Source organism: Catenuloplanes atrovinosus (assembly GCF_031458235.1).
GTDB classification, from domain to species: domain Bacteria; phylum Actinomycetota; class Actinomycetes; order Mycobacteriales; family Micromonosporaceae; genus Catenuloplanes; species Catenuloplanes atrovinosus.
The window spans coordinates 3,654,092-3,666,748 of record NZ_JAVDYB010000001.1; the positions used below are offsets into that span (position 1 = coordinate 3,654,092).

The window sequence follows — 12,657 nt, forward strand, 5'->3', positions numbered from 1 at the left end:
AATGCACGGGTCATGAACCAGTACACGATCCGTGACCCGCGCAGCCAGTACCCGACGCCCGACCAGCTCACCGGCGGCGACCAGGGCGAGCCCGGCACCACCGGCGAGATGCCGGACAAGCCGGACCACGGCGAGGACACCTATCAGGGCTCCGGGCGGCTGTCCGGGCGCCGCGCGGTGATCACCGGCGGCGACTCCGGCATCGGCCGCGCGGTGGCGATCGCCTACGCCCGCGAGGGCGCCGACGTGCTCATCTCCTACCTGCCCGAGGAGGAGAAGGACGCCGACGACACGGCCGCGCTGATCGAGAAGGCCGGCCGCAAGGCGGTCAAGGTGCCCGGTGACATCCGCGACGAGGCGCACTGCGGCGAGATCATCAACCGCGCGGTGAGCGAGCTCGGCGGCATCGACATCCTGGTCAACAACGCCGCGTTCCAGATGGCCCAGCCCGGCGGGATCACCGACATCACCACCGAGCAGTTCGACAAGGTGATGAAGACCAACCTGTACGCGATGTTCTGGCTGTGCCGCGCCGCGGTCCCGCACATGCCGGCCGGCGCGGTCATCATCAACACCGCGTCGATCCAGGCGTACCAGTCCTCCGCGCCGCTGCTCGACTACGCCACCACCAAGGGCGGCATCGTGGCGTTCACCAAGGCCCTCGCCGAGGACCTGGCGGAGAAGGGCATCCGGGTGAACGCGGTCGCGCCGGGCCCGATCTGGACGCCGCTGATCCCGGCGACCATGCCGGAGAAGAAGGTGGAGAGTTTCGGCGGGGACACGCCGCTCAAGCGCGCCGGTCAGCCCGCCGAGCTGGCACCCGCCTATGTGTACTTCGCCAGCCAGGAGTCCAGCTACACCACGGGAGAGGTACTCGGCGTCACCGGCGGTAAGCCGGTGAGCTGACAGTCAGCGTCGCGTCACAATGCTGTCGTATCCCTGGCGTAGGCTCGGGCACACAGCTTCCCGATCGGAGCAGAGTGTGACCGGATCCTTCTCAGTGGTGAAGTCCGAGGACGGCGAGGGCACCATCCGCCTGTCGATCAGCGGCGACGTCGACAACGACGTCGCCCCGGCGCTCACCGACATCATCGCCAACGCGGCGGACCAGCCCGGCACCGGGCCGATCGTGGTCGACCTCGACCGCGTGTCGGCGCTGACCGCGGCCGGGATCCGGGCCCTGCTGGAGGGACGCGCGGCGGCGGAACGGTGCGATCGTCCGTACCGGATCGTCAACGTGCACGACGAGACCGCCGGTCACGCGCTGCGCGTCAGCGGGCTCGCCGACATCGCCGAGCCGGTCACCGTGGTCCACCAGCGACGGTGACCGGGCGGCCGGCTCACCGGTCGATCGGCAGGCCCGCCCAGACCACCTTGCCGCCCGGCGCCGGCAGCACGCCCCAGCGCCGGGCGATCGCCTCCACCAGCCGCAGGCCGCGGCCGGTGGAGGGCAGCTCCGGCGGGCCCGGGTCCAGCCGCGGCACGCCCGTGGAGCCGTCGCCGACCAGGATCAGCAGGTGCCGGCGGCCGAGCGAGACCCGCAGGTCGGCCATGGTGCGCGCGTGCACGATCGCGTTGGTGACCAGCTCGCCCGCGATCATCGCGGCCGGCACGGACAGCGTCGGCAGGTTCCATCGCACGCAGGCCTGCTCGGTCAGCTCCCGGGCGCGCCGGCTGGCCCCGGCCGTGGGCAGCATCGTGTCGCCGGCGGTCGGCATCCGGCGCGCCGCCCGCGCGGCCAGCGCCGCCGCCGCGGAGGGATAGACCGCCAGCCGGCCGTACGCGTCGCCGGCCAGCAGGTCCGCGGTCTCCGGCCGGGGCGCGCACAGCAGCAGCGGCGTGCCCGGCCACACCGCCGCCTGCCAGGCCACGGTACGGAACACGGACAGCGCCACCGGCTCGCGCACGCGCAGCCCGGCCAGGTCGACGATCAGCGCGTCCGGCACCCCGACCAGGCACTTCGACAGCGCGGCCCGCACCTGCGGCGCGCTGGACAGCGTCAGGTCACCGGAGAGGCGCACCAGCATCCGGGTCCCGACCTGGTCGACCTCACATCCGAACGGCGGCACCACTCCATTGTCGTCCGCCCGCCGGTCCTCCGCCGGGCCGGGGGCGGATCAGACCCTTCCGGTGACCGGGTACGCCATCCGATGGCCGGGATCCGGCCCCCCGCGAACCGCTTCGGTCACGGTGAGTGGCGCGACGGTCACTTCGACCCGATCGGGAGGGCGGCCTCGTGCGGGTGGAACAGCAGGTGGAGCGCGCCGTCGAGGTCGAGCCGCCGGATGCCGATGCCGTAGACCGGCTCGAGGACCGCCGGGTCGAGCACCTCGTCCACGGTGCCGGCCGCGACCACTCCCCCGTCGCCGAGCAGCACGAGGTCGTCGCAGTAGCGGGCGGCCAGGTTGAGGTCGTGCAGCACCACGACCGCGCAGGTGCGCAGTGACCGGACCAGCCGCAGGATCTCGTGCTGGTAGCGGATGTCCAGGTGGTTCGTGGGCTCGTCGAGCAGCAGGTGGGTGGCCTGCTGGGCCAGCGCGCGGGCGATCAGCACCCGCTGCCGCTCCCCGCCGGACAGCCCGGCGAACGGCCGCGCGCCCAGGTGCGCCGCGCCGACCCGGTCCAGGCAGGCCACGGCGATCTCGCGGTCGGCCCGGCCGGTGCGCTGGAAGGTGCCGAGGTGCGGGCCGCGGCCGAGCAGCACCAGCTCGCCGACGGTCAGCGCGGTCTCGCCGCCGGTCTCCTGCACCACCACGGCCAGCCGGCGCGCGGCCTCGCGCGCCCCGAGCCCGGCCAGCGGGTCGCCGTCCACCGTGACCGTGCCGGCCGGTGCGCGCAGCGCGCCGTAGAGCAGGCGCAGCAGCGTGGTCTTGCCGCTGCCGTTCGGGCCGATCAGCCCGAGCACGCGGCCGGGGCGCGCGGTGACGCTGACGCCGTCGATCACGGGGTTCGCGCCGTAGCGCCAGGAGACGCCGGCCGCCTCGATCACGCGCCGGCCCCGAACCGGGCGACGATCCGCTCCAGGCCGTCGACGGAGAGCGGCGACGGCGGCTCGGTGAAGTTGAACAGCTGCGTCATCACGTCGCCGTTCCGGACCGCGGTGAGCTCCGCCGAGCCGGGCAGGTCGGTGAGCGCCCGGCGCACCGCGTCCGGGTCCCCGTCGCTGTGCAGCAGGATGATCACGTCGGGGTTCCGGCCGAGCAACTCCTCCAGCGTGATCTCGAAGACCCGCTCGGTGGAGTCGCCGAACACGTTGCTGAAGCCGGCCGCGGTGACCTGCGGGTGCGCCATGCTGGTGCTGCCGTACGCGTACGTGACGCCGCCGCCGGCCGTCGGGTAGAGCACGGCCGCGGTGCGCCCGGACGGCGTACCCACGGCGGTCTGGATCTCGTTCATCCGCTCCCTGAGCGCCTCGGTCGCGGCCCGCGCCTCGGCCGGGCGGCCGAACACCCGGCCGTAGGTCTCCAGCTGCCGGTAGACGTCGTCGAACGTCGGCACCGCCGTGCTGCCCGGGCACATGGCCGGCTCCTCCAGCAGCGGGATGCCGACCGCGGCGAGCGCGTCGCGGGAGAGGTTCTCGACCTCGCCGAGCACCAGGTCCGGCTGCTGGGCGATCACCGTCTCCTTGGAGATCCGCAGGTGGCCGCTGGTGTCCATCTCGTCCGTGAGCAGCGGGATCCGGTCCAGCTCGGCGAGCGTGGCCGGGTCGTAGTACTCCGCCGGGTACACGCCGGCGCGCGCGGTGACGCGGTCCATCACCCCCAGCTCGTGGAGGTACGGCACGGCCGCGCTCTTGAGCAGCACGACGCGTCGCGGCGTCGCGCCGAACGTGACGTCGACGCCGCAGTTGCTGACCGTGACGGCCCGCGGCCCGGCCGGTGCGCCGCCGGCTCCGCAGGCCGTGGCCAGCATCAGCGTCGCGGTCAGGATCGCTGCCAGGGGTGCCTTCATCGTGGGTCTCCTCAGCCGGTGGCGTGCAGGCGGCGGATCAGGATCAACAGGAACGGGGCGCCGAGCAGCGACGTGACGATGCCGATCGGGATCTCCTGCGGCGCGAGCAGCACGCGGGCCACCACGTCCGCCCAGACCAGCAGGATCGCGCCGAGCAGCGCGGCGACCGGCACCACGCGCACGTGCGCGGCGCCCACCAGGCGGCGGGCCAGATGCGGCACGACCAGTCCGGCGAAGCCGATGCTGCCGGACGCGGACACCAGCACGCCGACCGCGAGCGACACGATCACCAGCAGCCGCATCCGGAATCGGTCCGGCGAGACGCCCAGCGTGTGCGCGGTCTCGTCGCCGACCGCGAGCACGTCCAGCCGGCGTCCGAGCACGGTCAGGTAGAGCGCCGTGCCGATCACCACGATCGCGGTGACCGCGAGCAGCGGGTCCCAGCGGGCCAGGCCGAGCGAGCCGAGCAGCCAGAACATCACCGACCGGGAGCCCTCGGCCGAGCCGGACGCGAAGATCAGGAAGCTGGTCGCGGCGTAGAGCGCGTAGCCGACCGCGACGCCGGCCAGCAGCAGCCGGATCGAGGTGATCCGCCCGCCGCTGCGCGCGATCACGAAGACCAGCAGCGAGGCGGCGAGCGCGCCGGCGAACGCGCTGCCGGAGAGCGCGTACTGGCCGAACCCCGCGCCCGCGCCGAACAGCAGCGCCGCGGCGGCGCCGCTGGACGCGCCGGAGTTGATGCCCAGCAGGTACGGGTCGGCGAGCACGTTGCGGACCATGGCCTGGAGCGCGACGCCGCAGATCGCCAGGCCGGCGCCGACCGTCATGCCGAGCAGGACGCGGGGCAGGCGCACCTGCCAGACGATCGCCTCGTGCGGCGGCGCCCACTCCGTCCCGGACGGGAGGCCGGTGAGCCGGTGCGCGATGATCCGGGCCACCGTGACCGGGTCGATCGCGACGGCGCCGGTCCCGACCGCCACCAGACCGGTGAGGACCAGCGCCGCGCTCAGGCCGGCCAGCCACCCGGCGGTGCTGCGCCGGCGCGCGCCCACGCCCAGCGGGTCGGAGGACACCGGCCGCTCTCCCGTCGCCTACGTTGTTGCAAAAGACTGGCAACAACGTAGCAGCAAGATCAAGGCGCCGGGAAGCCCCGGAGATCGGTGAGCAGCGTCTCCACCCGGCGGCGGATCTCGTCCCGGATCGGGCGGACCGCGGCCACGTCCCGGCCCGCCGGGTCGTCCAGCTTCCAGTCCTCGTAGCGCTTGCCGGGGAACACCGGGCAGGCGTCGCCGCAGCCCATGGTGATGATGACGTCGGAGGTGCGCGCGGTCTCGTACTCCAGCAGCGTCGGCGTCCCGCCGCTGATGTCGATGCCCACCTCGCGCATCGCCTCCACCGCGGCCGGGTTGACCGCCTCGGCCGGCTCCGACCCCGCGGAGCGCACCTCGACCGCGTCACCGCCCAGGTGACGCAGCCACCCGGCCGCCATCTGCGAGCGCCCGGCATTGTGGACGCAGACGAACAACACGCTGATCTTGTCGGTCATCGAGACCCCCTGGTCACTGTCGTCGGATCGGTGGGGAAGAATCGCCGGCGCGCCCAGAGCGACACGTAGACCAGCGCGACCAGCACCGGCACCTCGATCAGCGGCCCGACCACGCCGGCCAGCGCCTGCCCGGAGGTGAGGCCGAACGTGCCGATCGCGACCGCGATGGCCAGCTCGAAGTTGTTGCCCGCGGCGGTGAACGCCAGCGTGGTGGTGCGCGCGTAGGTGAGCCCGATGGCCCGGCCGAGCAGGTACGACCCGGCCCACATGATCGCGAAGTAGGCCAGCAGCGGCAGCGCGATGCGGGCCACGTCCCACGGCCGGCCGAGGATCGCGTCGCCCTGGAGCGCGAAGAGGACCACGATCGTGAAGAGCAGGCCGTAGAGCGCGGCCGGGCCGATCGCGGGCAGCAGCCGGCTCTCGTACCAGTCGCGGCCCTTCGCGCGCTCGCCGAGCACGCGGGTCAGGTATCCGGCGGCCAGCGGGATGCCCAGGAAGATCAGCACGTTGCCGGCGATCGCCCATCCGGAGACCTCCAGCGCGGCGCCGGCGAACCCGAGCCAGCCCGGCAGCACGGACAGGTAGAACCAGCCCAGCAGCCCGAACGCGAGCAGCTGGAAGACCGAGTTGAGCGCGACGAGCACCGCGGCCGCCTCCCGGTCGCCGCAGGCCAGGTCGTTCCAGATGATCACCATGGCGATGCAGCGGGCCAGGCCCACGATGATCAGCCCGGTCCGGTACTCCGGCTGGTCGGGCAGGAACAGCCAGGCCAGCGCGACCATCAGCGCCGGCCCGGCCACCCAGTTCAGCACCAGGGACGAGACGAGCAGCCGGCGGTCGGCGGTGACCGTGTCCAGCCGGTCGTACCGCACCTTGGCCAGCACCGGATACATCATGATCAGCAGCCCGGCCGCGATCGGCAGCGACAGCCCGCCGACCCGCACCGCGTCCAGCGCGCCGGCCAGGCCCGGCACGGCGCGGCCGAGCAGCAGGCCCGCGGCCATGGCGACGCCGATCCAGACGGGCAGCCACCGGTCCAGCCGGGACAGGCGCGCCACGACGGCGGTTTCCGCACCGGTCATGTCGACATGGTGCCGCGCCCGGGCCGGAAGCGATGGCTCAACGTTCATCACGGTGATTTCTATCAGCTTACTTAGACGGCTGTCTAGGTTGACATCTCTCTAACCAGCGGGCAGTCTCTGATTCGACGATCATCGAGATAGGGAGATGAGACTATGTACGAGCACCCGATCGTAGTGATCGGCGCGGGGCCGGTCGGCCTGGCCGCCGCCGCCCACCTGCACGAGCGCGGCCTGCCGTTCCTCGTCCTGGAGGCCGGCGACGGCCCCGGCGCGGCCGTGCGGCAGTGGGCCCACGTGCGCCTGTTCTCGCCGTGGCGCCACGACGTCGACCTCGCCGCCGGCCGGCTGCTGGGCGCGGCCGGCTGGACCGCGCCCGACCCCGACGCGCTGCCCACCGGCGGGCAACTGGCCGCCGACTACCTGCGGCCGCTCGCCGCCCTGCCCGCGCTCGCGCTGCACCTCCGCTACGGCGCGCGGGTCGTCGCGGTGACCCGGCAGGGCATGGACCGCCTGCGCACCGCCGGGCGGGAGAACGCGCCGTTCCTGATCCGGCTCGCCGACGGCACCGACGTGCTGGCCGGCGCGGTCATCGACGCCTCCGGCACCTGGGCCACGCCGAACCCCCTCGGCGCCGCGGGCATCCCCGCGCACGGCGAGGCGGAGGCGGCGGCGTTCATCGGCCGGGCCCTGCCCGACGTGCTGGGCGCCGACCGTGGCCACCACGCGGGCCGGCACACGCTCGTGGTCGGCGCCGGCCACTCCGCCGCGACCACGCTGCTGGACCTGGCCACGCTCGCGGACCGGGCGCCCGGCACCACGGTGACCTGGGCGATCCGGGCCGGCGACCCGGCGCGCACCTACGGCGGTGGGGCCGCCGACGCGCTGCCCGCCCGCGGCGCGCTCGGCAGCCGGCTGCGGCGGCACGTGGAGTCCGGCCGGATCACGCTGCTGACCGGCTTCGCCGTGCGGGCGCTCGCGGTGGCCGGCGACCGGGTCGAGGTCTCCGACGGGCGGCGTACCGTCACCGCGGACCGGATCGTGTCCGCGACCGGCTTCCGGCCCGACCACACGATCGTCGCCGAGCTGCGGCTGGACCTGGACCCGATCCTGGGCTCCACGCGTACGCTGGCGCCGCTGATCGACCCGAACGAGCACTCCTGCGGCACGGTCCCGCCGCACGGCATCGACGCGCTCGCGCACCCGGAGGCCGGCTACTACGCGGTCGGCGTCAAGAGCTACGGCCGCGCGCCGACGTTCCTGCTCGCCACCGGGTACGAGCAGGCCCGCTCCGTCGTCGCCGGGCTGGCCGGGGACTGGGACGCGGCCCGGGACGTACGGCTCGACCTGCCCGAGACCGGCGTGTGCGGCTCCGGCCCGGAGCCCGCGGACGACTGCTGCGGCACCGCGCTGCCCACCCTGATCCGGATCGGCGGCGCCCGCTGACTCACGCCCGGCGCTTGCGCGGCGCCGCGGAGCGGGGCGGCTGGGTGCGCATGTGGTCGCGGACCCGGGCCATGATGTCGCCGAGGTGGCGCAGGTCGTCCGGGCCGAGCGGGGCGAACAGCAGCTCGCGGGTGACCCGCACGTGCCCGGGCAGCACGCGCTGCAGCAGCGCGAGGCCGTCGTCGGTGATGGTGACCAGGGTGGCGCGCTCGTCGTCCGGGCAGGGCCCGCGGGTGATCAGGCCGGCCTTCTCCAGCAGGCCGGCCTGATAGGTCAGGCCGCTGCGGCTGTAGACGACGCCGTCGGCCAGCTCCGTCATGCTCAGCCGCCCCTTGGCGTCGGCGAGCCGCGCGAGCAGCTGGAACTGGACGTAGCTGAGCCCGCCCTCGGCGCGGAGCTGCTGCTCCACGTGGTGCTGGAGCAGGCCGGCGGCCTCCATCAGCGCGAAGTACGTCTGGAGCTGGTCGGGTGCGAGCCCTTCGTCCACGCCTACACGATACAGGTTGGAATTTGAAGCATCAGGGACGCAGCAGCGTACGGACCGCGGCCTCGCGCAGCCACGCCTCCGCCTCGGCCTCGGTCCAGGTGGCGTCGCGGAGCAGCCGCGGCCAGGAGTAGATGCCGAACAGGTACCACAGCACGTCGGTGGCCCGCTCCACGGAGACGCCGTCCGCGAGCACGTCCAGCGTGGCCAGGCGCCGGGCCACCGCCGCGATCGCGGTGCGGTAGTCGTCGTTGGCGTCGGTGAGCAGCGTGCGGGCGAACGGCTCGGAGGCGGCCGTGTCGAGCAGCAGCCCGATCACGGCCGCGTGCTCCCGGTAGCTGGCCGCGGTCCCCCGCGCCAGCAGCTCGATCACCTCGTGCCCGGTGGCGGCGGCCTCGACCCGGCGCAGCGTCTCGGCCACCTCCGCGTCCTCGACGCCCTGCCGGACCAGGTGTTCCAGCAGCACGGGCTTGCCGCCGACGCTGGTGTAGACGGTCGCGACGACCACGCCGGCGGCCTTGGCGATGTCGTTGACGGTGGCCTTCGCGTACCCGTCGGCGGTGAAGCGCTCGCGCGCGGCCCGCAGGATCAGCTCGCGGGTCTGCTCCGCCGCCTGCGCGCGCCGGGTGTTCGGGTTCGCGGCCATGTGCTCCGCCTCTGCTCGCCGTGGTGCCCCAGCCTAGATCGCGCCGGAGAGCGCCGCCGCGACCTCCTCCGGCGACGGCATGGCGTCGATCTGCTTGCGCACGTCCGCGGCCGCGGCCGCGTAGGCCGGATCCTCGAGGACGGTACGCACGGCCGCGCGCAGCCGCTCCGGATCGGGCCGGCCCGGCGCGGTGGCGACGCCGCACCCGGCCGCGGTGACGGCCGCGGCCTGGATGAACTGGTCCGCGCCCTGCGGCACGACCACGACCGGCAGCCCGAGCGAGAGCGCGCCGAGCACCGTGCCGGCGCCGCCGTGCGTGACCACCGCGGTGACGCCGGCCAGCAGCCCGGCCATCGGCTGGAACGGCACCAGCCGCGGCTCGGCCGGGCCGGCGCCGGGCAGCGCGGTGCCGACGAACTCCGCGTCGACGCCGTCCCGCATCGCGGTCAGCAGGTCGAGGACGATCTCCGGGTCGCCGAAGTGCGAGCCGAACGTGACCAGCACGCGTGGGCGGCCGGGCGCGGGCGGCGCGAGCGCGGGCGTGACGTCGCCGTCCGGGCCGCGGTGCGCCTCGGGGCGCAGCGGCAGCCGGGTCACGCCGTCCGGGATGCCGACCGGGCCGAGCGCGTCCGGGCACAGGTCGAGCAGCCAGCGGCCGGCCGGCAGCGTGGCCGGGGCGTCCAGGCCGCGCGCGGTGAAGTGCGGCGCCGTGCTCGCCGCGATCGCGGTGCGGAACTCGGCCGGCACGCCGGGGCCGAACGAGAGCGTGGCCAGCGGTGCGCCGAGCACGGCCGCGACCAGCGGGCCGACCGTGTCGGTCAGCTCGTTGACGACCAGGTCCGGCGCCCACTCCCGGGCCACCGCGACCGCCTCGTCCGCCGTGGTGTCCAGGCGGATCTCGCCGAAGAACGCGGAGACGCTCTCCGGCGTGGGGTCGGCCGCCGCGTCCTGGCCGGTGCGCGCCGCGGCCTCGGCGAACAGCGCGTCCGGCATCGGCCCGGCCGGCAGGTGGTCGAAGCCCTCGGCGGCCAGGACCGGGGTCATGCCGGCCGCGGTCATGAACGCGACCCGGTCGCCGCGCCGGGCGAACGCGCGGGCCAGGGGCAGGAGCGGATACGTGTGCCCGATCGCGGGCACGCAGCTGAACAGAACTCGCATACCCATCAGAATACAATTCTGATGACCAGAATGCCATTCTGATGAGATGCCCGCACGAAAGTCGCCCGATCCGGCGCGTTGATCCGCGCCGTTTCGGGTAGAAGACGGCGGTGGGGAATCTGAGCACGTCGCTTCCACCCTCGGACGCGACAGAGGTACGGGTGTGGACCTTGCACACCCCTGAAGAGCTGCGCAAACTACGAGCCGGGCTGGGCGAGATCATCGCCGATGCACCGTGGCGGGACGGGGACGCGCTGGCGGACGTACCGGAACGAATGGTCCTGGTCGCCAGCGAACTCGCGACGAACGCGATCCGGCACGGCCAGCCGCCCACGGAGGTGCGACTGCTGCGTACCGACGCCGAATTCGTCCTGGACGTGCTCGATCACGACCCGGACACGCCGCCGGAGCCGTCCGACGCGTCCACCTTCGCCTCCGGCGGGCGCGGGCTGCAGATCGCGCAGCGGCTGTCCCTGGACGTCGGCTGGTACACGGCCGACGAGTCCAAGCACGTCTGGGCCAGCTTCCCGATCAGCGCCGAGCCGGCGGCGGAATGAGGTTCCACCGGCGCCCGGAGCCCGGGCGCCGGTGGGTCACCGGACCGGCGACGGCACCGCCGGGCGGCGGCCGAGCGCCGAGATGCCGAGCGCGGTGGCGAACAGCAGCCCGGCCAGCACCGCGAACGGACCGTAGTTCGCCATGGTCAGATCGGTCCAGAACGGGTAGGCGGGGTCGTAGCCACCGCGGGCCAGCTCCGGCAGGTAGCCTCGCGCGCCGTGCACCGGCGGCCAGAGCAGCGGCAGCCCGATCCAGGCCGCGGCGCCGGCCAGCACGGACGCGGAGGCCCGGCCGTCGGACCGGCGGCTCGCCCAGCCCACGACCAGCCAGGTGACCGCCGCGCCGAGCAGGCCGGCGGCCAGCGTGACCGCGGAGATCCACGCCGGCTCCGCCGCGTTCACGGAGACGATCAGGAAGTCGTCGCCCTGCTCGGGGTGGTAGTTGTCCCCCACGCTCAGGATCAGCCCGTCCCGGCGCGCGCTCAGGAACTGCCGGTCGCCGACCTCCCGGCCCAGCGTGGCGTCGTGGGCGTTCATCGTGCCCTGATCGACGATCTCCCAGCCGGCCGCGGCCAGCCTCGCCCGCAGGCCCGCCATGTACGCCGTCACCTGCCGCGTCTCCGGCGTGCCGGGCATCCGGTCGTACAGTCGCCGGGCGGTGAGCTGCTCGCCGGGCGGGTAGCCGAACGGCTGGTCACCCTGCGCCTCCAGCTCCACGCCCGGCGCGATCAGCTCCGCGATCCGGCCCGCCGCCGCCTCGTCCGGCAGCCCCGGCCCGGCCTGCCAGGCCAGCCGGTTGGTCGCGGACGCGGCCACGAACCCGCCGGCGAACGCGAGGAGCAGACTCAGCACCACGACGGTACGGCTGCGCGGGTGACCCAGCCGGGCCCGCAGCCCGTGCCGCACCAGGTTGACCGCGCGCGGGCGCGCTCCCCCGGCCTCCGCCGCCATGGCCAGCGTGTCCAGCACCTCGTCCCGGCGCGGACCCTTCGGGTACGCCAGGAGCAGCAACCGATTCCACATCACGCGACCCAATATAAAGATAATCTGACTATCGGGCCACCCCGCCGACGATCAGTTCAGTGTCCGCGTCGTGCTCCAGGTGCGGCGGCCCGGCGACGATCGCGGTGGCGCGGTCCCACGGCCGCTCGCGCGCCATGAACGGCAACTCCTCCCGCAGCCAGCTCGCCACCTGCTCGCGCTGCCCGGCCGAGTCCCCGTCACGCGCCGCCAGCAGCCGTTCCTGCGCGCCGAGATCCCCCTGGAGGTAGACGGACGCGTCCAGCCACGGCGCCAACTCCTCCCGGATCACGCCGGTCCCCTCCACCCAGACCACCTCCGCACCCGCGGGCACGCTGATCGACCCCGGCCGCCCGCGCGCGATCCAGGCCTCGGGCCGGTAGTCGACCGCCTCCCCCCGGTGCAGCGGCCGCAACACGTTCTCCACCAGCAGCCCGCCCCAGTCGAAGCAGGCGTGATGCCACGCCACATCGTCGGTGTGCACGACCGCGGACCCCGGCACCAGCCGCCGGAACCGCTCCGCCAGCGTCGACTTCCCCGCCCCACCACGCCCGTCGATCCCGATCACCCTCGGCCGCCCCACCACCGTCCCCGCCGCATCCCACAACCACCCGACGACCTCCCGCGCCGCCACCACCCGCCACCCACCGACCTCCACCTCACCCGGACGCAGACGCATCGGCCACCCCCTCCAGAAAGGACCGGTCACCTCACCCTACGAAACAGCGCGGCAGGCCGGGGCCATGCAGGAATCCGGCGCGACCGGTGAG

15 protein-coding genes are annotated in these 12,657 nt (G+C 74.2%); 4 read left to right on the plus strand and 11 right to left on the minus strand.

Features of this window, described 5'->3' with window-relative positions; translation table 11 throughout:
- Window positions 1–12 precede the first annotated feature (12 nt).
- Together J2S41_RS16455 and J2S41_RS16460 are read left to right on the plus strand one after the other, a co-directional pair.
- Window positions 13–906, plus strand: coding sequence for an SDR family oxidoreductase (locus J2S41_RS16455; protein ID WP_310368680.1), 894 nt, complete (start codon window positions 13–15; stop codon window positions 904–906).
- Between the two features lie 97 nt (window positions 907–1,003).
- Window positions 1,004–1,327, plus strand: coding sequence for an STAS domain-containing protein (locus J2S41_RS16460; RefSeq protein WP_310368681.1), 324 nt, complete (start codon window positions 1,004–1,006; stop codon window positions 1,325–1,327).
- 13 nt (window positions 1,328–1,340) lie between these two features.
- On the opposite strand, the gene J2S41_RS16465 is transcribed toward J2S41_RS16460, so the two are convergent.
- The 6 genes from J2S41_RS16465 to arsB form a co-directional block, all read right to left on the minus strand.
- The gene (locus tag J2S41_RS16465) at window positions 1,341–2,069 is read right to left on the minus strand and encodes an STAS domain-containing protein (RefSeq protein ID WP_310368682.1); all 729 of its coding nucleotides are present in this window, start codon (window positions 2,067–2,069) and stop codon (window positions 1,341–1,343) included.
- A 137-nt stretch (window positions 2,070–2,206) separates the two neighbouring features.
- Complete coding sequence (locus tag J2S41_RS16470; protein WP_310368683.1) at window positions 2,207–2,989, minus strand: ABC transporter ATP-binding protein; 783 nt, start codon at window positions 2,987–2,989, stop codon at window positions 2,207–2,209.
- On the minus strand, window positions 2,986–3,951 hold the full coding sequence (locus tag J2S41_RS16475; protein WP_310368684.1) for an ABC transporter substrate-binding protein: 966 nt from the start codon (window positions 3,949–3,951) through the stop codon (window positions 2,986–2,988). The genes J2S41_RS16470 and J2S41_RS16475 overlap by 4 nt, the downstream gene beginning before the upstream one ends.
- 11 nt (window positions 3,952–3,962) lie before the next feature.
- On the minus strand, window positions 3,963–5,024 hold the full coding sequence (locus J2S41_RS16480) for a FecCD family ABC transporter permease (protein WP_310368685.1): 1,062 nt from the start codon (window positions 5,022–5,024) through the stop codon (window positions 3,963–3,965).
- Window positions 5,025–5,083: 59 nt separating this feature from the next.
- Window positions 5,084–5,497, minus strand: a complete 414-nt coding sequence (locus J2S41_RS16485) for an arsenate reductase ArsC (RefSeq protein WP_310368687.1) — start codon at window positions 5,495–5,497, stop codon at window positions 5,084–5,086.
- A complete protein-coding gene (gene arsB / locus J2S41_RS16490; protein ID WP_310368688.1) occupies window positions 5,494–6,579 on the minus strand; it encodes an ACR3 family arsenite efflux transporter in 1,086 nt (361 codons plus the stop codon). The genes J2S41_RS16485 and arsB overlap by 4 nt, the downstream gene beginning before the upstream one ends.
- A gap of 153 nt (window positions 6,580–6,732) precedes the next feature.
- On the opposite strand from arsB, the gene J2S41_RS16495 reads away from it, so the two are divergent.
- Entirely contained in the window at window positions 6,733–8,022 is a 1,290-nt protein-coding gene (locus tag J2S41_RS16495; RefSeq protein ID WP_310368689.1) for an NAD(P)-binding domain-containing protein, read from the plus strand.
- Window position 8,023: 1 nt separating this feature from the next.
- Here the strand turns inward: J2S41_RS16495 and J2S41_RS16500 are convergent, their stop codons facing one another.
- Genes J2S41_RS16500 through J2S41_RS16510 form a run of 3 tightly spaced genes read right to left on the minus strand, consistent with a single transcriptional unit; the run spans window position 8,024 to window position 10,310 of the window.
- Window positions 8,024–8,509, minus strand: coding sequence for a MarR family winged helix-turn-helix transcriptional regulator (locus tag J2S41_RS16500; protein ID WP_310368690.1), 486 nt, complete (start codon window positions 8,507–8,509; stop codon window positions 8,024–8,026).
- A 31-nt stretch (window positions 8,510–8,540) separates the two neighbouring features.
- Window positions 8,541–9,152, minus strand: a complete 612-nt coding sequence (locus J2S41_RS16505; protein WP_310368691.1) for a TetR/AcrR family transcriptional regulator — start codon at window positions 9,150–9,152, stop codon at window positions 8,541–8,543.
- A 33-nt stretch (window positions 9,153–9,185) separates the two neighbouring features.
- Window positions 9,186–10,310, minus strand: coding sequence for a glycosyltransferase (locus J2S41_RS16510; RefSeq protein ID WP_310368692.1), 1,125 nt, complete (start codon window positions 10,308–10,310; stop codon window positions 9,186–9,188).
- A 161-nt stretch (window positions 10,311–10,471) separates the two neighbouring features.
- On the opposite strand from J2S41_RS16510, the gene J2S41_RS16515 reads away from it, so the two are divergent.
- Entirely contained in the window at window positions 10,472–10,867 is a 396-nt protein-coding gene (locus J2S41_RS16515) for an ATP-binding protein (protein WP_310368693.1), read from the plus strand.
- A gap of 36 nt (window positions 10,868–10,903) precedes the next feature.
- Here J2S41_RS16515 and J2S41_RS16520 read toward each other — a convergent pair whose 3' ends face one another.
- Both J2S41_RS16520 and J2S41_RS16525 read right to left on the minus strand, forming a co-directional pair.
- Window positions 10,904–11,893 carry a hypothetical protein gene (locus tag J2S41_RS16520; RefSeq protein ID WP_310368695.1) on the minus strand — a complete coding sequence of 330 codons (990 nt, stop codon included), beginning with the start codon at window positions 11,891–11,893 and terminating at the stop codon, window positions 10,904–10,906.
- 25 nt (window positions 11,894–11,918) lie between these two features.
- A complete protein-coding gene (locus J2S41_RS16525; RefSeq protein WP_310368696.1) occupies window positions 11,919–12,566 on the minus strand; it encodes a hypothetical protein in 648 nt (215 codons plus the stop codon).
- Between the last annotated feature and the right edge of the window lie 91 nt (window positions 12,567–12,657).

Coding starts and splice junctions, on each gene's coding strand:
- J2S41_RS16525 (WP_310368696.1), bottom strand. CDS start 12,566: ATGCGTCTGCGTCCGGGTGAGGTGGAGGTCGGTGGGTGGCGGGTGGTG.
- J2S41_RS16495 (WP_310368689.1), top strand. CDS start 6,733: ATGTACGAGCACCCGATCGTAGTGATCGGCGCGGGGCCGGTCGGCCTG.
- J2S41_RS16455 (WP_310368680.1), top strand. CDS start 13: ATGAACCAGTACACGATCCGTGACCCGCGCAGCCAGTACCCGACGCCC.
- J2S41_RS16505 (WP_310368691.1), bottom strand. CDS start 9,152: ATGGCCGCGAACCCGAACACCCGGCGCGCGCAGGCGGCGGAGCAGACC.
- arsB (WP_310368688.1), bottom strand. CDS start 6,579: ATGACCGGTGCGGAAACCGCCGTCGTGGCGCGCCTGTCCCGGCTGGAC.
- J2S41_RS16475 (WP_310368684.1), bottom strand. CDS start 3,951: ATGAAGGCACCCCTGGCAGCGATCCTGACCGCGACGCTGATGCTGGCC.
- J2S41_RS16510 (WP_310368692.1), bottom strand. CDS start 10,310: ATGCGAGTTCTGTTCAGCTGCGTGCCCGCGATCGGGCACACGTATCCG.
- J2S41_RS16485 (WP_310368687.1), bottom strand. CDS start 5,497: ATGACCGACAAGATCAGCGTGTTGTTCGTCTGCGTCCACAATGCCGGG.